Origin of the sequence: Pseudovibrio sp. Ad26 (genome assembly GCF_001623285.1) — a bacterium.
Lineage (GTDB): Bacteria > Pseudomonadota > Alphaproteobacteria > Rhizobiales > Stappiaceae > Pseudovibrio > Pseudovibrio ascidiaceicola.
Genome location: NZ_LMCE01000062.1, coordinates 68,554 through 88,195, shown reverse-complemented (window position 1 = coordinate 88,195; position 19,642 = coordinate 68,554). Strand labels below are relative to the sequence as shown.

Sequence of the window (19,642 nt, the reverse complement as noted above, 5' to 3'; positions counted from 1 at the left end):
CCTATGGTAAAAACCTTTTTCCGCACCTCCGCGATGCTTTTACTGTTGTCTGGCAGCGCCCTTGCACAAACCTGGACCGTGGACAGCGACAGCTCACGGCTTTCTTACGGCACCATCAAGAAAAACTCCGTTGGGGAAGTGAACAGCTTTGAGAAACTCTCCGGCTCTGTCTCGGAAGATGGCAAGCTGCAATTGAAGATCGATCTAGGGTCCGTTGAGACCAACATCGATATCCGCAATGAACGTATGCGCCAGATTGTGTTCCAAAGCATCGGGTCTGCTGATCTGACTGCACAGCTGGACGTTGCTGAGCTGAGCCAGCTTGCGGTTGGCGCAACCACTGTTGTTGATCTGGAAGCCACGCTCAATTTGCTGGGCACTGAGATCCCGGTAGAAACGGAAGTTTTTGTGGCGCGCATTTCCGACAGCAAAGTTTTGGCGACGACCAATGACATGGTGTTTTTGGGAACTGAGGAAGCGGGCGTGAACGCGGGCGTGGATCAGCTGAAAACACTTGCCAAGCTGAATGGGATTACACGGACGGTGCCGGTTACTCTTCGCCTTATGCTGACAACAGAGGGAAAGCAGGCCGCAGCTGAACCAGTTGCCGCTCCTGCTCCGGTTCAGGTGGCGTTTGCGGGTGATGTGAAGGCGGGGAAGAAAGTTTTTAAGAAGTGCAAAGCATGCCACAGCGTGAAGGAAGGGCAGAACAAAGTTGGCCCAAGCTTGCACGGTGTGATTGGCCGTCAGGCCGCTGCTGTTGAGGGCTTCAAATATTCCAAGGTCATGGCAAACGCTGATGTGGCCTGGGATACAGAATCTCTGACAGAGTTTCTCACTAAGCCGAAGAAATTCTTGCCAAAAAACCGTATGGCATTTGCCGGTTTGAAGAAGCCAGCAGATATCGAGAACCTGCTGGCTTATCTGGACAGCGCATCAAAATAACTGCGGTTTGATGCGCACGCGCCCGCTCGTCTTTCCACCACGAGTGGGCGCTTTTGCTACATGCCGATCAACAAGGACCCGCTGACGAAGCCCGCGCCTATGGCAGACAATAGAATTTTGTCACCCGCCTTATAGCTTCGGTTTTCCCGACACTTGGAGAGGCTGAATGGGATGGTGGTTGCTGAACTGTTGCCGTATTCCCCCAGTGTCATCAGTGTCTTATCGGCGTTTATTCCAAGATTGGTTCCGACAGCCTGAATGATCCTGGAGTTGGCCTGATGGGGTGCCCAGTGGTCCACCTCTGACGGTTTGATGTCGGCTTGCCCCAGAATTTTCATTGCTGAGTCCGTGAGCGTGTTGACCGCTTTGGCGAAGACCGTCTGCCCACCTTGCAGGCTCATCAGGTACTCATTGGGGTCCATATCCGGTCTGTACGGATTGCGACTGCCACCTCCAGGGATTTTGATGAGGTCGTAATAAGCACCATCAGATGCCAGATCAGCAGCAAGGATGCCCTGCTCTTTATGTGCTGGTGGCAGAACCACAACGGCACCTGCAGCATCGGCAAATAGCACGCGGCTGGCGCGTTCTGCCGGGTTGATACGGCGGCTCAGGATATTGGCTGCGACGACGAGAACTGCAATGCCTTGCGCTTTGGCATAGGCATCGGCCATGGCCAGTGCGTAAAGGAACCCTGCGCACGCTCCTGCCATATCGATGCCGCCGGAGTTTGGCAGGCCAAGTTTGTGCACCAGCAGAGGTGCTGAGGGCGGTAACAGGTGGTCAGGTGTGCTGGTTGCCAGCAGTGTCAGGCCGATTTTAGCCGGATCGATACCAGCGTCCTCAATCGCCATTTGAGCTGCTGGCAGTGCGATGTCTGTGAGAGCCTGATCAGAGGAGACATAGCGGCGCTCCCGAATGCCGGTGCGGCGTTCGATCCAGCCCTCTTCCAGTCCCAGATCCTGTTCAATCTCCGCATTGAGCACGCGGCGTTCTGGTGCGTAATGTCCGAAGCCGATCAGCCCGCCACGGTCCTTAGAGGAGTTCATCAGCAGCCTCAGCTATCGCATCGTAGATCTGGTCAATATCGCCCTGAGTGACGCAGTATGGCGGCATAGAATAGAGCGTGTTGCCCAGTGGGCGCAGCAGCAGGTTCTTTGACTTGAAGAACTCATAGAGGCGCGGGCCAACGTCAGACAGATATCCGTGATCCTTCACGTTGATATCCATGGCCGCGATTGTGCCCGTCTGACGGATGTTGGTGAAACGATCATCGTCTTTGAAACGCGCAAGGCCAGCGGATTGCATTTGCATGAGCTTTGCTATGCGGTCATAGACCGGCTCATTCTCCCAAATTTCCAGATTGGCGACTGCAGCGGCGCAGGCGATTGGGTTTGCTGTGTAAGAGCTGGAATGGAAGAAGGTTTTGCTTCTGTCCATGGAATAATGCTCATCATAAATTGCCGAAGAGCACATGGTGACGGCAAGCGGCAAAGAACCACCAGTCAGGCCTTTGGAATAGCATGCGATATCCGGCGTAATCTGTGCATGTTCACAGGCGAACATCTTGCCTGTACGGCCCCAGCCCGTCATCACCTCATCAGCGATGAACAGTACATTGTGCTTCTGGCAGATCTCATGGAGCGCCCGCAGTGTTTCAGCGGAATACATGAGCATGCCACCAGCACCCAGAACGAGCGGTTCTACGATAAACGCTGCTACATCGCCTTGGGCGCAGAGCTTATCCAGTTCATCTAACGTGTTCTGCTCATTGGCAGCGGTTGGGAACGGCACTTTGGCCACATCAAACAACAGCGGATTGTAAGGCTGGTTGAAGACGCAACGCTCGCCAACGGACATGGTGCCGATTGTGTCGCCGTGATAGCTGTTTTCCATAACGACAATGCGCTGGCGTTTCTCGCCCAGATGATGCCAATAGCCGAGCGCCATCTTGAGCGCCACTTCCACACTGGTGGAACCACTGTCTGAAAAGAAGACATAATCCAGTCCATCAGGCGTGCATTTGAGCAGCTGCTGCGCAAGTCGCTCTGCAGGCTCATGGGTGTGACCTGCAAAGATCACCTGATCCAGCTTTTCCGCCTGCTCCTTGATTGCGCCGATGACGTGCGGATGGCAGTGGCCGTGGGTTACGACCCACCAGGAAGCAATGGCATCAAGCAGTTTGTCGCCGTCATCCTTTGTCAGGTATGCGCCAGAACCGCCCGTAATCTTGGTCATTTCCGTCAGCACAGCGTGCTGGGTGAATGGATGCCAGATTGGTGAGTGCTTAGACATTATGCGTTCTCCCCGGTTTGCAGGCAGAAGTCTTCCAGACGGAAATTCTCTGCAAACGCTGTTCTTATTGTTTCTGGGGTGATTTGTTTCAGCAGTGGCAAGCGGCCAAGCTTTTTGACGCCTGCGTACTCTGCGATCGTGCGTTCTGAATCTGCCACTTCCTCACCGACAAATACAATGCCGAGCAGATTGCAGCCACGGGTACGCAGTGCTTCAATGGAAAGCAGGCTGTGATTGATGGTGCCAAGGCCGGTGCGGGCGCACAGCACAATCGGTGCCTGCCACTTTTTGAAGAGGTCGATGTAAAGCGTCTCACGCGTGAGCGGAACCATGACGCCACCTGCCCCTTCAACGACCAGCGGTCCATCGACCTTGGGTAGTGTCAGGCTCTCCGTATCGATCAGGACATCTTCTGCTTCCGCTGAGAAATGCGGAGATGCGGGAACCTGCAAACGGTAAGTCTCTGGCAGTGTTTTACAACCTGTCAGACGTATTACTGCTTGTGTGTCGGTTTCTTCTTCCAGTCCAGATTGAACAGGCTTCCAGTAGGTGGCAGCTAAAGCTTGCGTCAGCGCTGCAGAGAAAATTGTTTTGCCAATACCGGTGTCGGTGCCTGTAACTACGATTGGTTTTGTCATGAGCGAACCAGCCCCACTTCTTCTGCAAGCACTTCAAACATGTTGGATACATCGGACTTGCTGGCATGCAAGGTCAACGCAATGCGCAGGCGGGATGTGCCCCGTGGAACGGTTGGTGGGCGAATGCCGCGGATGTCATAGCCGCGTTCCTGCAGTGCTTTTGCAATCAACATGGTGCGCTTGTCATCGCCAATGAGGAACGGAAGAATATGCGTTCCGCTGCCCTTTTGTCCGCACAGACGGTTCATCTCAGCATTTGCATGTTTTACAAGGTCAGCAAGCTGGTCCCGTCGTTCCGGTTGATCCTGTACCAGTTTTAGCGATGCACGCACGATGGCTGCGACCAGAGGTGATGGCGCGGTCGCGTAGATGAACCCGCGCGCGCGGTTGATGAGGTAGTCGATCAGAACAGCTGGCCCGCAGACAAGTGCGCCTGAGGCTCCAAGAGCTTTGCCGCAGGTATGGAGCGAAATGACGTTTTCGCGGCCTTCAAACCCTGCTGCCAGGCCTTTGCCGCCCTCACCCAGCACGCCTGTTGCATGGGCTTCATCTACCAACAAGAATGCATCGTGTGTATCTGCAAGGTCCATCAGGTCCTTGATTGGAGCCTGATCACCATCCATGCTGTAAAGGCTTTCACAGGCGATCCAGATCCGCCCGGTTTCGCCTTGTTGGCGCCATTGGGCAATGCGTGCTTGCACATCCTCAACCTGATTGTGCTTAAAGGCCATGGACTGGGCAGCGCCCAGCTTCATGCCGTCATGGGCACTGGCGTGAATGAGGCTGTCGTGCAAAACAAGGTCGCCCTGCTGCGGCAGTGTTGAGAACAGCGCCATATTGGCGTTGTATCCACCACCGAAGAACAGGGACCGTTCTGTGTTGAACAGGTTTGCTGCTTCCAGCTCAAGGGCTTCATGCTCCGGGTCATTGCCACGCAAGAGACGCGAGCCACCAGCACCCAGACCGACACCACGCGCAAGCGCATTTTCTGCCGCCAAACGCAATTCTGGCGCTGTTGTCAGCGCCAGATAGTCGTTGGATGAGAAATCGCAGCCATGCGCTTTGAGCAGAGAACGGGACCTGCCCCGTTCTGCCAGACGCTCTAGCGCTCCTTGATGCTTATTCAGCAGGCTCATGCTCAGCCGCACAGCTTTTCAGCCCCATAGGGCGGATACCAAGGCGTTTGAACAAAGCCGCGTCCTTGGAGTCTTCCGGGTTGTCTGTTGTGAGCAGCGTGTCGCCTTTGAAGATGGAGTTTGCTCCGGCAAAGAAACACATTGCCTGCGTCTCATCAGACATTTCTGTCCGGCCCGCAGAAAGGCGAACATGAGATTTTGGCATCATGACACGCGCAACAGCAATCAGGCGAACGAAGTCAATTGGATCAACCGGTTCGGCGTCCTGCAGCGGTGTGCCTTCAATTGGGATAAGCATGTTGATCGGCACACTGTCCGGATGCTCTTCCAATGTTGCCAGAGAAACCAGCATGTCGAGGCGATCCATGTCTTTTTCACCCATGCCGACGATACCGCCTGAACAGACTTTAATACCTGATTCCTTGACCAGATTCAGAGTATCGATACGATCAGAGAACTTGCGGGTTGTAATAACCTCGCTGTAGTAGCGCTCTGAGGTGTCGATGTTGTGATTGTAATAATCCAAACCAGCATCTTTGAGGCGCAGAATTTGCTCAGGCGTCAGCATGCCAAGCGTCATGCAGCTTTCCATGCCAAGATCTTTGACACCTTCCACCATCAATTCAATGGCGCGCATGTCGCGATCTTTCGGAGAGCGCCAGGCTGCACCCATGCAATACCGGGTTGCGCCGCCTTCTTTCGCCTTTTTGGCTTCTTCAAGCACCATTTGCACTTCAAGCATCTTTGAGGCGGAGAGCTCGGTGTTGTTGCGAGCCGACTGGCTGCAATAAGCACAATCTTCCGGGCAACCGCCTGTCTTGATGCTTAAGAGCTGGCTTTGCTGGACCTCATTGGGGTCAAAATGCTCGCGATGAACGCAGTGAGCTTTAAACAGCAGGTCATTAAACGGCAGGTTGTAAAGAGACTCAGCCTCTTCACGCGTCCAGTTCGTACGAATGTCAGATGATTTTTGCACGCAGTTCAACTCGTTGATTTCCCCTAGGGCGTGTTTTGCCGTCAAATACAGCAAAAATGTGGCGTGCACAATGATCTATTAGAGGAATTTATTAAAACTGCTGCTGATTGAACACCTTACATCCCCTCAGTTTTGCTGGGATTTTGAGCATTTCAAAACTGCGGCGTTTATTTGGTTTGTTCGACCTGGAATAAATAGCTGCACAACTCAAAAGATGAGATGGATTTGCTCATAAGGCGCGAGAATGCAGAAAACCGTTCGCTTTTGAGAACGTTGATTTCTGTTTTGTGATTTTCGGGAAGAAAAATGGCGATCCCTGCAGGATTAGCAAAATCTAGGGTTTCTGCGGATTTTAGCGAATGTTAGGGGCAAAAATGCCAAATATGGGCCTTTGAAATCTCTAACGAAATTGAGGCCGATCCCTAACAGAATTTGAGTGCCGATTGTCACTGTAATCTGATCGTTCAGCGCCTAGTCTACAACGCTCACTTCAGAGGGTGCTACAAAGCTTGCTTTGTTTACCAAGGCAATATTGCTGGCTTCATGTCTTAACGTCACAAATTTGGGCTGGCTTGCAAGTAGAGGATATCTTCTAATTAATTTTCTTGTAGCTATTTTAATCAATTAAAAATTGCAGTAGGTGTTTTTACAATTATTTTCATTCCATACACATGCATTTTGGAGCGCAATTTTCATGCCGTCTTCGTTTACTTTCAAACTTCTCGGGACAACAGCCCTTGTTTTTGTCGCGCTGTCCCAGTCTGCCCATGCTGGCGGAAAGGGAGGTGAATCATTCCTGAATGCGTATTACAACGGTGGCGATGGCGCAGATGGAAAAGACATTGTCGGTGTCATTAACGCAGATATGTATGCTGGCGGTGGCGGAGCTGGCGGTAGTTATCTGGTTCCGCAAGATGGTGGTGCTGGCGGCACACTAAGTGGGTCTTCAATCAACTCTCAAGGAGGTCGAGCTAATCTGAGTGGCGCTGGAGTCGGCGGGATTGGCGGTGGCGGGTCTGGAGGAAACTCAAGCGATGGCGGTGATGGCACGAATCTCGGCGACGGCGGTGGCGGCGGTGCTGGATCAAGCGGCGGCGCCGGCGGCGGCGGCGGCGGTGGCGGTGATGCGGTCAACATGATCGGCGATGTGACGGTTATCTCTGGCAAAACCGTTCAAGGAGGAAATGGTGGTCAAGGCGGCTTCAACCATGGCTCTGGTGGTGAAGGCGGTTCTGGTGCCACGGCAACTGCTGGCAACCTAACACTGACGAACAACGGCAGCATCATCGGCGGTGATGGTGGTGAAAACGATAACACCAGTCACTCCCATAGTGGGGATGGCGGAGTTGCTGTTGATTTGTCTGGCGGCCCCTACACTATTAGCAATAGTGGCAATATTCACGGCGGAAACAGTTTGGTTGTCAACGCCAATGGGTACCGCGGATCTGGCGCAGCTGGGGTCAAGGGCGCTGATCTAACGATCACAAACAGTGGCAGTATATCAGGTGGACTCAACCCATATAATCAGCGTGCAAATGCTGTTGAGTTTACCGGTGGCACAAACAGCTTCACCTATCATGCGGGCTCAACCGTTGAAGGTAATGTTGACGCGACTGGAGGGCTCAACGATACCTTTGCGCTGGGGGGCACGACTGACGGCAGCTTTGATGCCAGTTCAATTGGGGATACGAACCAGTACAGAGGCTTTGAGACTTTTAAGAAAACCGACTCTTCCACCTGGACATTGGTTGGCTCTGGCGATCAGAACTGGACTATTACAGAAGGCGTCCTGGAAGGTCATTCAAACAGCATACAAGGCGATGTTGTTGTAGAGAGCGGTGCTCAACTTAAGTTCAATCAAAGCAGCTCAGGCACACATTCTGGAAATATTGAAGGTGCTGGCTCGCTGATCAAAACCGGTGTAGGTACTCTCACCCTAGCCGGGACCAACAATTACTACGGCGGCACCACCATACAAGCTGGTGCTCTTCGTCTTGACAGTATTGTCAGGCTGGGAGGCGGTGTCACCAAGCTTGATGGTGGGACGCTCACGCTTACCCATATCACCGGCACTGAATCAGCTTCCCAACTGGCACTTGGTGATAACGGTGGAACGCTGGATGTTGTGAACTCGGGAGCCAGCCTTGATGTAACCAATAACTTGAGCGGCACGGGTGGGTTGACCAAGACGGGGAACGGAACACTCATCCTTTCCGGCGCTAACTCCTATAATGGGGGGACGAAGGTTGAGGCGGGTACGTTGCAAGGCGATACCACTAGTTTGAATAGTCATATCAACACAGCTGCCAATACTAGTGTCGTTTTTGACCAAGATACAAATGGACATTACTTAGCAATAATGTGGGGTGCTGGTTCGCTGGTCAAAGAAGGTTCGGGTACTTTGATCCTGTCAGGTTATAATAGCTACACTGGCGGAACCGTCATAAATGAGGGTAAGCTTCAGGGAGATGCGAAAACCCTGCAAGGTGATATTCTCACCGCTGCAAGTACGAGTGTCGAGTTTGTTCAGTCGGCGGCAGGTACTTATGCAGGCAACATGTCTGGCGAAGGTGCGCTCGAAAAATATGGCTCTTATAATCTAACTTTGACCGGCACCAACTCTTATAGCGGTGGAACAACTATTGGGTCCGGCTCTTTGACCGGCAATACAAACTCCCTGCAAGGCGATATCAAAATGGTTGGTAGCACACATGCCATTTTTGATCAAAACATTGACGGCACCCTCTCCGGCGACCTGTCTGGCGAGGGGTCTCTGGTCAAGCTGGGGACTGGAACCATCGTACTAACCGGCTCCAATACTCATACTGGTGGAAACTATATTGTCGGTGGAACCGTCTCTGTTGATAATATTACCAAACTGGGAACAGGTACCTCGACTTTTGATGGGGGCACGCTTTCACTGAGCCATGCAACTGGCACGCAAACGGCATCAAGTCTAGCACTCCGAAACACTGGTGCAACGCTGGATGTTGTGAATGCAGGTGCCACTCTTGACGTCACCAGTGACCTTAGCGGTAGTGCCTATTTGACCAAGACCGGTGCTGGTACGCTGGTTCTTTCCGGCTCCAATACTTATACCGGTGGAACTAGCGTTGAGGCAGGACGGCTGAAAGGCACCACTGACAACGTTCAGGGGAATGTTGAGATTGCTGCGAATGCTGAATTGGAGCTGGATCAGGAACTGAATGGAACCTTTGCAGGGAACATTTCTGGTGGTGGTCAGCTGATCAAGTCCGGTGTTAGCAACATTATGCTGACAGGCACCAACTCTTATGCTGGAGGCACTTTGATTAACGGTGGTTTGCTCTCCGTTTCGCATATGGCGCAGTTGGGAACTGGGGAAGTTACACTGAACGGTGGTACGTTCCAGACAACTGGTAATTCTGATCTGTCTTTTGACAATTTTGATCTGGACTCTGCCGGTGGTGAGCTGGATGTTTCCAGCAAGAGCCTGGCTTTGACAGGGGATATCAGCTCAACTGGTGAGCTGGAGAAATCCGGTACAGGCAAACTGGTGCTGGATGGGGCCTCCAACTCTGTTGGCGGTGGTACCACTGTTGAAAATGGCGCTTTGATTGTTGGTAGTTCCTTCGGCAAAAGCGGGGTTGAGCTGATCAGTGATGTTAAGGTGGAAAGCTCTGGCGTGCTGGGCGGACACGGAACTATTAAGGGCAATGTGACCAACAACAATGGCCGCATTGCACCGGGCAACTCCATCGGGGTGACTACAATCAACGGCGATTACTCCGGCACAGGTACACTGGAAATTGAAGTAGAAGGCGACACCAAGCTTGCGGACAAGCTGGTGGTGAATGGCAGTGTGGATGTGAGCGACACTGTCCTTGATCTGGTGCTGACGCCTGCGGACAAAGCAGACTGGAGTCTTGATCCGACGGGGCCGTTCATCATTGTTGAAAATGACGGAATCGATGCGATTACAGGCGAGTTCTCTTCCATTGAGAACAACCTGTTGTTCCTGAATGCCGCGCTGGATTATGAGGCGGGTACTGATAGTAACGATATTGAGCTGACCTTGCTGCGCAATGACATTGATTTTGCCAGCGCAGCGCGCACGACGAACCAGAAAGCTTCTGCTGAGGCCGCTCAACGCCTTGGATCTGGCAGTGCGGTTTATAACGCTCTGATCGGGACTGTGAGCGATGAGACAGCAGCGCAGGCGGCATTTGATAGCCTTTCCGGCGAGATCAATGCTTCAGCGCGTGGTGTGCTGATTGAAAACAGCCGTTTCGTTCGCAACGCGGTCAATGACCGTTTGCATACCTCTGCTGCTCAGGCACGCAAGGCAGGTGGGGCTGAAACTGCCCAACTGGGGTTATTGACGCTCTGGAACATGAGCTATGGCAGCTGGGGCGAAGCAAAACGTGATGGCAATACGGCGGCTCTTGATCATTCAACCGGCGGCGTGCTGTTTGGTGTTGATGGCGATGCCTTCAGCAACCTGCGTGTTGGCCTGACGGGCGGCTACAGCCGCAGCTCCATGGACGCGGATGACCGTGCTTCTGAAGCAACGGCTGATACGTACACCTTTGGCGGCTACGCAGGCACACAGGTAAATGGCTTTGCTGTGCGCACTGGCGCTGCGGTGTCCTGGCATCAGATTGACACTGAACGGTCAGTCTCCATCTCTGGCGGTGCGTTTACCGATAAGCTGGAAGCAGATCAGAGCGCAGCTACTCTGCAAGCCTTTGGTGAGCTGGGATATGCGTTTGACTTTGGCGCAACCACGCTGGAACCCTTTGCAGGTCTGGCTCATGTGCACCTGATCAGCCGCAGCTTTGCTGAAGATGGTGGTGCCGCGGCCCTTTCCGCTGGTGATCAGAGCACGGATGTGACCTTTACAACACTGGGTCTGAGAGCTGCCAGTGAGTTTACTCTTGGTGGTGCAAACCTGACCGCGCGCGGTGTTGTGGGCTGGCAGCATGCCTCAACTGATACGGTTAACTTCACCCAGAGCTTTGCCAGTGGTGGCAGCGCCTTTACGGTGGAAGGCAGCCCGATTGCCAAAGACATTGGCATTTTGGAAGCTGGCTTCGACCTAGCTGTAAACGAACGGACACAGTTTGGTCTTTCCTATGCTGGGCAGCTAGCAGCTGAGAGCAGCAAGCATGGTGTAAATGCTCGGCTTAGCTTTGAGTTTTAAACTCGAAATTCTTTAATGACATAAGCCCTGCTGCGGATAAAGACGCAGTGGGGCTTATGTTTTGGTAGAGATCATCCTGCCTTGATGTGCCTATAAGAGTAAATCAACTTATCTACCTAGGTGGTCCACCAAGGTGTGCAGTGCACGATTGGCATATATGTAACCCTTAAGTGCGCCAATCCAGCTGCAGCAATTATTAGTATACCCCTCTAATGCAAAACTAAACCAAAGGCCCAATTTAAATGGATTATCAAGAATCTGCAGCGGCACTATTACCTTAAATTATTTAGCTATTTAAACTGAAACTTACTGTTCTTCCCACAATCCTTATCAATACAATATTGTTAATCGATCACTTTATGTAATTAGTTAGAATTATCAATCTATTTCAGCTTACATAAAATATTTTACTTGCAGGATGACTGTGCTTTGCCAATAGTTTTTGAAGTCTGCTCTTTGGAATAATGAAGAAATTTAAAAGGTAAACTCATGCTATCCGCGGCTTTAGATTTTATTGCACAGCGTTGCGAAGTCACCACCGTTGGCGAACTCATCCATCTGCATGTGACGCTCACTCAGAACGAAATGGACCGTCTAGCGCTCTTCGGAGCAACGCTGGATGACTTAGAGCCAGATGACTGGATCTGATCAAGGAACTGGATAGCCCCGTTTTTGGGGCTATCATTTTCTATTCTCGTTTGTCGTCTGCCTCTTCCAGATCTTTCAGCTGATGCAGTTTGATACGGGTGTCTAACCGCTTGTTCCGGGCATCAACCCAGCGGCCATAAGCCAGCAAGATTGCTCCGATTAACACCGCAAGCAGTAAGGCGAATTGAAGTACTGGCTCAAGATAGCTAGATGCATACCCCAGAGCCCCATAGACACTTAATCCTGTGATTGACCCGAACTCTGTCTTCGGCATCATTTGGCAATACCTTTCAAGTTGTCCTGAATGCTTCCATAAAAGGACTGCCAGCCCTGTTCTTTTGCATGGCAGGCTATCAATGCAGCTCTATGCCTGATTGCATCCCGGCCTTGATCGCCGGTAATGCCAGGGTCTTTCGTTTCGACTGTTAGATCGGGTGGAGGATCAGGAGGCTTGAACAGCTCTCCAGAGTTTTTAACGAGCTTTCCGGAACCGAAGTGCCCGCATCCGGCTAAGATAAGCGGGATCAGAAGGACAAGCGGTAATCTTGCCCCTCTCCAGCTGAAGTTCATAGTCCCTTACCTTTTCTTCAAGCGTGCTCATCTGCTGGATGCGATCCAACAGCTTTTCACTTGCTTGCTTTGAGATGACCTTGTGCGCTGTTGCTACGCGTGTGAGCGCGTTGTTATCTGCCTTCAGTTGGGCTACTTCAGCTTGTTTGTCATGATGAAGGGCGGAGAAGAACCAAACCGAGACGCAAAGCAGAGCCGTTGTTGCGAGAGTAGAAAGCCAGTTGGGTGTGCGAGGTTCAAATCTAGCCACAAAGGCAAGAACAGCGCCAACAAGCGCCCCATAAGCCAGCAAGGTTTCAATGCCTGTGGAGATAAACGAGGAGATGAGATCTATCATCCCTTCGCCCCTTGCATGCACAGCTTGTATTCATCTTGCCTGCGATTAACGAGGCCCTGTACTTTCCGACCACCAGCCCTATTGAACCAAGTGGCAGCCTGACAAGCTCCCGTCCAATTGCCTGCATTCAACCTACGCCTTGCAGTCGATTTGCAAAATGCTCCTGATCCGATGTTGTAAGACAGCGAAACCATTGCAAGATAGGTTTTGATTGGGATCTTTTCCGGGGTTGTCAGGCATTTACGCATCCCGGCTTCATGTTCTTTGAGGGATACATCAAGCATTGCATCACACTCGGCCTTGGTTGCTGTATCACCTAGCTTGACGCCTTTGGTTTCGCCGTAGCAAATCGTTGGCACACCGACTATGTCTTTGTAGGCTGTTGTTTTCAGACCTTCCCAAGCGCCCACAAATGCAACTATGAGGGCTGCAGAAGCGCCGACCAACCGGGTTTTGGTTGATTTCATGTTAGGGATCTCCAATAAAAAAAACCGCCTCTGAGGGCGGTTGGTTGGCTACTGTTGTGTCCCGGTTCTACCGTTTCGATTTAGACCGTCTCCCGTCAGGGCGGGTTTCTTGGTTGGAGTCGCTGTTTTTGCCCCTTCCCTTTTCCCTGCACCGTCTTGGGGATCTTTCACGCTTAAGGTGGTTGTTGCACCTCCACCCCTCGACGCCTTATGTGTTCTGCTTTCTACCCGGTACTTGCCATCAATGCCCTGCTTGATGCCTTCAACGGCGCACAGAGCTTCTGCCTGCACCTCAGGCTCAAAGTTGATCGTGATCGACCCCGAGGCTTTCTCTCGCTTGCTTTGGCTCTCACGTGCCTTAAGAAGTTCTTTGGCTTGGTCTTCATCTTTGACCGTAGAGCGGATGGCATTTAATACCGGATCTTTTAGCGCTGGGTCTTCGATTTCCTCCTCTTTGTAGGGGCGTTTGATTTCAACTATCTTGCCTTTCTCCCGGTCCACATAGCGGACAGAGCTTCCAGTGAAAGCCCTGCGCAGGTCACGAGGTTTCAAGCGCCAAGTGATGATATTACCGGGATAGGTGCACTTGATGATCGGGAGTTCATTATCAGCCCCTAACGGCAGTAAAACAGCCGTTTTGTCTCTGATCTTGAATGCCCCGTTCAGCTCTTTCGCATAGCGCTGGCCAATTGAATGAAAGCTCTCTCCATTTGCCGACCAGTAGTCGCGAAAGATTTCTTTGAATGCCGGGTCTACCTTGATGTTAAATCCGGCTTTCTTGGCAGCGCCTTGCAGGAATTCTTCAAGCGTTGCTTCATCCTTATGAAAGAAAAGCGGTTGCTTGACCGGTGAGCGTTCATCGAAGCCTTTCGCCTTGATTGAGAGCTTTTGGCCTCCTGAGCGGTTGCTTGAGGAAACGGGCTGGTCAGTCACCCCTTCGAAGACCTTCTTGCCTTCAAGGATTACAGATAGTCGGTGGCCAGCACTCGGCAATTTGATCTGGCCTGCACGATCATCAAGGCTAAGACTGCAACTGTCAGAGCTGATCCCGGCCTTATCCGTCGCTGAAATGTTCATCAGATAGGGGTGAAGATCCTGCGAGATGTCATCACCATTCAAGATGACTTTCCAATCTACGGTCCATTCGTTCATGCGCTATCCAAACAAGTCTATTGTCGGCTCTGGTGTGGTTGTGGTTTCAGATGGCATGTCAGGAATAAGCACCTCCCGGCCTGCTGTGAGCAATGCGCCCTCAGCAGCTATGCCAGGGTTAAGGCTAAGTGCCTCGGTGATGAGATCTTGCCCCTTCCAGCCATGCACGCGCACAAGCAGCAGATCCAAGGTGATCCCTTCACCTGTAACGGTAATCTTGGTGGACATGGCCGCCCCTTAAAGCAGGTCGAAAACAGAAATCAGATCCGGAATCAGATCAGCTGAAGTCGGGGTTTCATCCGGCAACTGCTCAAGCCCAATCTGATAGGAGATCACAAAAGGAACGCCGTCCCTTTCCAGCTCTTTGTGCGTTTGCTTTGAGGACTTGATAAAGTAGTTCCCCAGCGGTTTGCCATCGCCACGCATAACCGGAAAGACCTGACCAGTCCGCCGCATTTGATCGGCTATCTCAAGCTCAGTAAGGCCACCTATGCGGATGGGAAGCAGCTGACCTGAAAGGTTGATGGTTTTGCCGCCATCCCCCATGAACTCACCGGGTTTTATCCCGCCCATAACTGGCTTCTTCGCCCAATCTGCCTTTGCGGAGATGGACACCTGATCCACGTTGAATGGAAAGGTGTCCATCTGCAAAGCTCCAAGAATGTAAAGCATTAGCGCACCGCATATTCTCGGTCTGCATGAAGTCCGGACATCCGATCTTCGACCTGTTCAACAAATCCTTCGACCATCTCAGACGCACTGCTTGCCGCGTCTACATAAAACGGCCCGAAATGATAATGAGTTTCACCTGAAGATGAGCCTGAGCCGCCACCGCCGAGCATCTTTGCACTCTCTGAAGCGGTGTGGACGTATCCGGACTGGCTTGGTGTCACCAGTTCTGCACCATTCTCTCCAACCAGATAGTTGCGACCACCCACAATCTGCCCGCCCAATGCGCGTGCACCAGCGATCTGTGGCACCTTCAAACCAGAACCAGCAGAAGGTTTGGGGATTGGAACTGCGAGGATTTGGTTTGCTTTGGTTTGAAGGGCTTCCGCCACCTTAGCGTCAGCAACTCCATTTGCAGTCTGCGCAAGCTCTGCGTTGAGCGTCTTCAACTGCTCGACAATTTCCTCACGGTCTGTCTGCAGGCCGCGCTTGGTTTGCCTTTCGCTTCGGCTGTCACCCAACTCAGCAATCTGGCTATCGATTAGTGCCAGGTCTTGCTTAAGAGCCTCAGCCAGCACGTTCCCTTTTTCGACTGGCCCTTTGCGCACCCCGATGAGGTCTTCAAGCCATTGGTTCATTGCCTCACCGTTGGCGGCTCCAGCATCGAACCTGTTCTGGGCGTATTGAGCTCTGTCTTTCCAGCTCATTCCCCATGTATTGATTGAGTGCTCAAACTCGTTGAGGGCTAGACCGATAGCATTCAGGCTCGCTGCACCTTTCAACAGCTTGCTAGCCTTCATCCCTTTGATATTGGATTTTCCGCCTCCGTTATCGTTGGTGGCAGCTGGCATCTTGCGGGACACCTGAGGAACGCTGGTTTTCTTAACTGAAGAAGGCTTCGCGCCTGCCGGACCAGCTGTACTCCGGGTCTTGCGGCCACGCCCGATTGAGAGCCCGGCTAATTTACCAGCCCTCTTGAGCATCTTGCCAACACCAAGCACCGTATCAATAAGGGTTGTCTTGAGTAGCCTTGCAGCGAACCTGAGGCCTGTCAGTGCTATGAGAACGCCAACAATTGCACTACCGTACTTGATGATATCCGACAGAATCTTAGGGTTCTCTTCAGCCCATTTTGTAAACGCTTTGATGTGTGGGCCGACTGCATCCGCCAAATCATTGATCACAGGCAAAAGACTGTCACCAATTGCAATAGACGCGGCCTCTACTTTGCTTTGAAACTCCTGTAGTTTGGCCGCGCTGGTTTCCCTTCTCTTCTGGAACTCAGCTTCAGATGAGCCAAGGAAATTAGCCTGAATAGCCACTGCCCCAAGAGCTTTATCCAGCAGCTCCGCATTCTCAATCAGCGGAGCGATTGCGCGGGCCTCGTCACCAAACAGATCAGAGATAACGGAGGTTTGCAATTCCTTGGGTAGCTCTCTGATTTGCCCAATGACAGTCTTTAGCGTGCCTACAGCATCCTTTTGCAGGTTCTTGGATACCTTTACCGCATCCAGTCCCAAGCGCTTGTAGGCCTTGTGTTGGCGCTTTGTTGACCCCTCACCTCGTGCCAGTGCCTTGCCAGCATTTCGGAAGCTGGTGGCCGCGACATCAGCTTGTGCGCCTGACGCGATCATTGCTGACCCAATGGCCGCTGTTTGTTCTGCGGTGAAACCGTACTGCTTGCCTACTGACCCCACACGGCGCATGAAGTCGAGCAGATCAGGAGCAGAGCTTGCAGAGGTATTTGACAGGTGGTTGATCGCATCTGCCAGCTCTCCAGTTTCGCTCACGGTCAGCCCTAGAGCAGTCTTGATCTTCGCAAGGCTTTCGCCTGCTGTGCCGGCGCTCACATCAAAAGCAACACCAACTTTTGCCGCCATCTCCGCAAATTGGGTCAGCTCATCCCCGGCCATACCAGCCTGACCAGCTGCGGCCACGATGTCAGCAATCTGGGAAGCTGTCATTGGCATGCGCGTTGACATGTCGATGATGTCCTTGCGCATCTTCTTGAAGCCTTCTGGGCTGTCAAAATCAACGACCTTTTTCACGTCCGACATAGCGGACTCGAACTCCATTGCAGACTTGATCGGGGCAGCAATGGAGCGGGCCAGAATATAGCCAGTTCCGACCGCCCCGAGCATTTGCCCCTGCATCCGATTCAGCTCTCGCCTATTGCGATCAGCTGAGGCCTGCATACCCTTCATGGAGTTAGCAATTGCACGCGCAGGACCGCTTGCCCGGTCAAGAACTGAGATGACCAGCTTGGAGGTTAAAACACCCATGACATTCTACCGATTTGGAGGGGGAGCATTTTCTGCCTTGAGCACACGTCCAAGGCTGGAGACTGTTTCTAAAAAGAAATCAATCTCCCAGTTCATGACCACATCAACTGGTGTGTGGAGCCTGCGCGATACCGCAACAATCAAGTCACGAGAATGGGGAGCATCTACTCCGTCAGGTACTCGTCTCTCGCGTCGAGCTGCTTCAGGGTCAAGACTCCCTGCTTTCCCATGAGGGGAGCGGCACCTCGCGTGGCTTTCTCTAGGTCTTCAACATCGAGGCGCTCAATCACTTCCAGATCTACGCCCGCCAGTACTGCTAGTAGAGCGAAACCAGCTTGCTCTTCATTAGAGTATTTCTCGCCGATGAGAGTGTCACCAGCACGCATACGGCGGAAGGACAATGAGGAGATCTCGCGCCCGTCATGTTCAAAGGGGTAATCCAGTATTACGTTAGCGGTGGTTGCTTTCTTGGTCATCGGCCTACGTCCTTCAAGCAAAAGAGCCCCCAGCAATGCTGAAGGCTCTGAGTGTTACGATGATTGATTTTGCGGCTTAGATGCCAAGGGCACGCTTACGCTCGCCGTCTGTTGGATCAGGGCGGATTTCGCGTTCCCAGAAGTCCCAATAGAACAGCTCTTTTCCATCGAGGATGAGCTCAACGTGGGTGACTTCTTTGAATGCCAGGTTGCAGCCTTGCAGATCATCTGCGCCCATTTCGTCGGGTTCCCACTCCATGAGAGTGGCGTGAATAAAGCCGCGGACAGGTAGCCAAAGGTTGCCCGGCATCTGGCGATAGTTGCCAGCAAAAACCCACTCTTCATGCTTCCCCAATTTTTCAAGCAGCTTGTTATCAAGACCTTTGTGTTCGGCTTTGGGCTCAAAAGCTTCAGTGCGCGGTTTACCGAAGTCTACGGCACCAATACCGCCACCGGGGTTGTGGTTGACCGTTGTGTATTTGAAGGCAGGCAGAACAAGCTTGCTCAGAATGTTTGCGCGGGATTCGTCCGGTTCACTGACCAAGCGCAGGTCAATGTCACCGTTAATCAGCATAGGGCGCTGCATGTGTGGTTCTCCAGTAAAGAGGATTAAACAACAGCGCGCAAACGCGCCAGAATGTCTTTGATCAAGCCTTCGGTTGCGGGGCGATAGCGGCTCAGCTCAAAATCAGCACGCTTGAAGGCACTTGCAGTTTCCTGACCAAGCTCAAGCTTGATGTGACCAAGCTCGATCGACTCAGGCTGGTTCTTATCGGCAGTGAACATCTCAGAGGCAGGCGTATAGCCAAGGATATGCCCACCTTGTTTCAGCCCGCGCAACTCACCGATTATTTCACGGATCCAGCTTTCAACCCGTGGCGCTGTCTGCTTCTTGCCCAAGTGGCGCCGGGTGATCTTCATCATCTGTGTGACGATGTAGTCAGAGCCGCGCAACTGGTGCAGCTGTGGCCACATCGCGTCGGTCTGCGCCATGTCGGTGCCAAGGAAGGTAAAGCCGCCATCAGCAACCGCGCCATAAACGCCAATCTCACCTTCTGCAGCAATCGCAATATCAGCAGCAAGCAACCGCTGCCCTTCCTTGGAACCATCAAGGAAGTTAAACGGGATCTTCCGAGATAGACCGGCAAGACCAAAGATTGGTTGATTGCAGATCGTCTCGAACGGCATGTTGCCGTTGTTGGTGTCGGTCCGAACAATCAAGCCAGCCACACGTGAGGCCATGGGACGGGTTACAACGGCATCCCCTTCCCAGACACGCGCAGCCACACCAACCGGCATCAAACGGCCTGATGCCATGGTTTCACGGGCGTCAATAGCGTTATCTGCGCTCGTAGGGTCTACATCGACCGGTGCCACTGCAAGGATCTTACCGATGTTAGCTTCAAGCGCAGCAACCACCGGGTTGACGGTGTCTAGATCAGGGCGCCATGCAGTCGAACCTGCCACCACAATGCCGGGTGTTGCGTTGACCGCTGAGGGGATTTCCGTGATGTTATTGATGATGCTAACGATCGCAGCCGCACTCGCCTCAGGCGTTGCCCCCTTTTCGGTTCGCACGATTGTAACATCAGCAGCTCGATCAAGTTCATTGAGCTGATCCTGAATGCCCCGAATGTGATCCCGCAAAGGACCGGAGCCAAGAGCTGCAACCGCGTCTTTGTCGCTGGAAGAGATGCGCTTTGCTGTATCAAGCGGAAATTCCGTGTCTGAAGCATCATCAGAACTCTCGATCACCACGACCTTTGATAGGTCGCCTTCTGAAACCGGATACGGATCATCCGATTTATAAGAGAACTGCATGCCGATTGTGGGCGCGCTCATAGATATTTCTCCATGAAAAAACCCGCT

General features: G+C 52.5%; 18 protein-coding genes. 3 read left to right on the top strand and 15 right to left on the bottom strand.

Going from position 1 to position 19,642, the window contains the following annotated elements; translation table 11 throughout:
- The first annotated feature begins 3 nt into the window (after positions 1-3).
- Positions 4-945 (top strand): cytochrome c family protein, encoded by a 942-nt coding sequence (locus tag PsAD26_RS15320; RefSeq protein ID WP_063311144.1) that lies wholly within the window; start codon positions 4-6, stop codon positions 943-945.
- 56 nt (positions 946-1,001) lie between these two features.
- On the opposite strand, the gene PsAD26_RS15315 is transcribed toward PsAD26_RS15320, so the two are convergent.
- Genes PsAD26_RS15315 through bioB form a run of 5 tightly spaced genes read right to left on the bottom strand, consistent with a single transcriptional unit; the run spans position 1,002 to position 5,999 of the window.
- Positions 1,002-1,994 carry a beta-ketoacyl-ACP synthase III gene (locus PsAD26_RS15315; RefSeq protein ID WP_063302246.1) on the bottom strand — a complete coding sequence of 331 codons (993 nt, stop codon included), beginning with the start codon at positions 1,992-1,994 and terminating at the stop codon, positions 1,002-1,004.
- Positions 1,981-3,240, bottom strand: coding sequence for an adenosylmethionine--8-amino-7-oxononanoate transaminase (locus PsAD26_RS15310; RefSeq protein ID WP_063307401.1), 1,260 nt, complete (start codon positions 3,238-3,240; stop codon positions 1,981-1,983). The genes PsAD26_RS15315 and PsAD26_RS15310 overlap by 14 nt, the downstream gene beginning before the upstream one ends.
- Positions 3,240-3,878: a dethiobiotin synthase gene (bioD, locus tag PsAD26_RS15305; protein ID WP_063311143.1), complete on the bottom strand. Its 639-nt coding sequence runs from the start codon at positions 3,876-3,878 to the stop codon at positions 3,240-3,242. Before bioD ends, PsAD26_RS15310 begins: the two co-directional genes overlap by 1 nt.
- Positions 3,875-5,014, bottom strand: a complete 1,140-nt coding sequence (locus PsAD26_RS15300; protein ID WP_063311142.1) for an 8-amino-7-oxononanoate synthase — start codon at positions 5,012-5,014, stop codon at positions 3,875-3,877. Before PsAD26_RS15300 ends, bioD begins: the two co-directional genes overlap by 4 nt.
- The gene (bioB, locus tag PsAD26_RS15295) at positions 4,998-5,999 is read right to left on the bottom strand and encodes a biotin synthase BioB (RefSeq protein WP_244278243.1); all 1,002 of its coding nucleotides are present in this window, start codon (positions 5,997-5,999) and stop codon (positions 4,998-5,000) included. The genes PsAD26_RS15300 and bioB overlap by 17 nt, the downstream gene beginning before the upstream one ends.
- A 685-nt stretch (positions 6,000-6,684) precedes the next feature.
- On the opposite strand from bioB, the gene PsAD26_RS15290 reads away from it, so the two are divergent.
- Both PsAD26_RS15290 and PsAD26_RS29715 read left to right on the top strand, forming a co-directional pair.
- On the top strand, positions 6,685-11,172 hold the full coding sequence (locus PsAD26_RS15290; RefSeq protein ID WP_063311140.1) for an autotransporter domain-containing protein: 4,488 nt from the start codon (positions 6,685-6,687) through the stop codon (positions 11,170-11,172).
- A gap of 489 nt (positions 11,173-11,661) precedes the next feature.
- Positions 11,662-11,820, top strand: a complete 159-nt coding sequence (locus tag PsAD26_RS29715; RefSeq protein WP_156701956.1) for a hypothetical protein — start codon at positions 11,662-11,664, stop codon at positions 11,818-11,820.
- A gap of 40 nt (positions 11,821-11,860) precedes the next feature.
- Here the strand turns inward: PsAD26_RS29715 and PsAD26_RS15285 are convergent, their stop codons facing one another.
- The 10 genes from PsAD26_RS15285 to PsAD26_RS15240 form a co-directional block, all read right to left on the bottom strand.
- Positions 11,861-12,097: a hypothetical protein gene (locus PsAD26_RS15285; protein ID WP_063311139.1), complete on the bottom strand. Its 237-nt coding sequence runs from the start codon at positions 12,095-12,097 to the stop codon at positions 11,861-11,863.
- 195 nt (positions 12,098-12,292) lie between these two features.
- A complete protein-coding gene (locus PsAD26_RS15280) occupies positions 12,293-12,727 on the bottom strand; it encodes a hypothetical protein (RefSeq protein WP_063311138.1) in 435 nt (144 codons plus the stop codon).
- A complete protein-coding gene (locus tag PsAD26_RS15275; RefSeq protein WP_063307397.1) occupies positions 12,724-13,194 on the bottom strand; it encodes a lysozyme in 471 nt (156 codons plus the stop codon). The genes PsAD26_RS15280 and PsAD26_RS15275 overlap by 4 nt, the downstream gene beginning before the upstream one ends.
- 48 nt (positions 13,195-13,242) lie before the next feature.
- Entirely contained in the window at positions 13,243-14,346 is a 1,104-nt protein-coding gene (locus tag PsAD26_RS15270) for a hypothetical protein (RefSeq protein ID WP_063311137.1), read from the bottom strand.
- Positions 14,347-14,349: 3 nt separating this feature from the next.
- The gene (locus PsAD26_RS15265; RefSeq protein ID WP_063311136.1) at positions 14,350-14,574 is read right to left on the bottom strand and encodes a tail protein X; all 225 of its coding nucleotides are present in this window, start codon (positions 14,572-14,574) and stop codon (positions 14,350-14,352) included.
- 9 nt (positions 14,575-14,583) lie between these two features.
- Complete coding sequence (locus tag PsAD26_RS15260) at positions 14,584-14,991, bottom strand: phage tail protein (protein ID WP_160116748.1); 408 nt, start codon at positions 14,989-14,991, stop codon at positions 14,584-14,586.
- 26 nt (positions 14,992-15,017) lie between these two features.
- The gene (locus PsAD26_RS15255; protein WP_063311134.1) at positions 15,018-17,297 is read right to left on the bottom strand and encodes a phage tail tape measure protein; all 2,280 of its coding nucleotides are present in this window, start codon (positions 17,295-17,297) and stop codon (positions 15,018-15,020) included.
- 164 nt (positions 17,298-17,461) lie between these two features.
- The gene (locus tag PsAD26_RS15250; RefSeq protein WP_063311133.1) at positions 17,462-17,773 is read right to left on the bottom strand and encodes a phage tail assembly protein; all 312 of its coding nucleotides are present in this window, start codon (positions 17,771-17,773) and stop codon (positions 17,462-17,464) included.
- A gap of 76 nt (positions 17,774-17,849) precedes the next feature.
- The gene (locus PsAD26_RS15245; protein ID WP_063311132.1) at positions 17,850-18,359 is read right to left on the bottom strand and encodes a phage major tail tube protein; all 510 of its coding nucleotides are present in this window, start codon (positions 18,357-18,359) and stop codon (positions 17,850-17,852) included.
- Between the two features lie 23 nt (positions 18,360-18,382).
- A complete protein-coding gene (locus tag PsAD26_RS15240; RefSeq protein WP_063311131.1) occupies positions 18,383-19,615 on the bottom strand; it encodes a hypothetical protein in 1,233 nt (410 codons plus the stop codon).
- Positions 19,616-19,642: the final 27 nt, after the last annotated feature.

Coding starts and splice junctions, on each gene's coding strand:
- PsAD26_RS15320 (WP_063311144.1), top strand. CDS start 4: ATGGTAAAAACCTTTTTCCGCACCTCCGCGATGCTTTTACTGTTGTCT.
- PsAD26_RS15315 (WP_063302246.1), bottom strand. CDS start 1,994: ATGAACTCCTCTAAGGACCGTGGCGGGCTGATCGGCTTCGGACATTAC.
- PsAD26_RS15310 (WP_063307401.1), bottom strand. CDS start 3,240: ATGTCTAAGCACTCACCAATCTGGCATCCATTCACCCAGCACGCTGTG.
- bioD (WP_063311143.1), bottom strand. CDS start 3,878: ATGACAAAACCAATCGTAGTTACAGGCACCGACACCGGTATTGGCAAA.
- PsAD26_RS15300 (WP_063311142.1), bottom strand. CDS start 5,014: ATGAGCCTGCTGAATAAGCATCAAGGAGCGCTAGAGCGTCTGGCAGAA.
- PsAD26_RS15290 (WP_063311140.1), top strand. CDS start 6,685: ATGCCGTCTTCGTTTACTTTCAAACTTCTCGGGACAACAGCCCTTGTT.
- PsAD26_RS29715 (WP_156701956.1), top strand. CDS start 11,662: ATGCTATCCGCGGCTTTAGATTTTATTGCACAGCGTTGCGAAGTCACC.
- PsAD26_RS15285 (WP_063311139.1), bottom strand. CDS start 12,097: ATGATGCCGAAGACAGAGTTCGGGTCAATCACAGGATTAAGTGTCTAT.
- PsAD26_RS15280 (WP_063311138.1), bottom strand. CDS start 12,727: ATGATAGATCTCATCTCCTCGTTTATCTCCACAGGCATTGAAACCTTG.
- PsAD26_RS15275 (WP_063307397.1), bottom strand. CDS start 13,194: ATGAAATCAACCAAAACCCGGTTGGTCGGCGCTTCTGCAGCCCTCATA.
- PsAD26_RS15270 (WP_063311137.1), bottom strand. CDS start 14,346: ATGAACGAATGGACCGTAGATTGGAAAGTCATCTTGAATGGTGATGAC.
- PsAD26_RS15265 (WP_063311136.1), bottom strand. CDS start 14,574: ATGTCCACCAAGATTACCGTTACAGGTGAAGGGATCACCTTGGATCTG.
- PsAD26_RS15260 (WP_160116748.1), bottom strand. CDS start 14,991: ATGGACACCTTTCCATTCAACGTGGATCAGGTGTCCATCTCCGCAAAG.
- PsAD26_RS15255 (WP_063311134.1), bottom strand. CDS start 17,297: ATGGGTGTTTTAACCTCCAAGCTGGTCATCTCAGTTCTTGACCGGGCA.
- PsAD26_RS15250 (WP_063311133.1), bottom strand. CDS start 17,773: ATGACCAAGAAAGCAACCACCGCTAACGTAATACTGGATTACCCCTTT.
- PsAD26_RS15245 (WP_063311132.1), bottom strand. CDS start 18,359: ATGCAGCGCCCTATGCTGATTAACGGTGACATTGACCTGCGCTTGGTC.
- PsAD26_RS15240 (WP_063311131.1), bottom strand. CDS start 19,615: ATGAGCGCGCCCACAATCGGCATGCAGTTCTCTTATAAATCGGATGAT.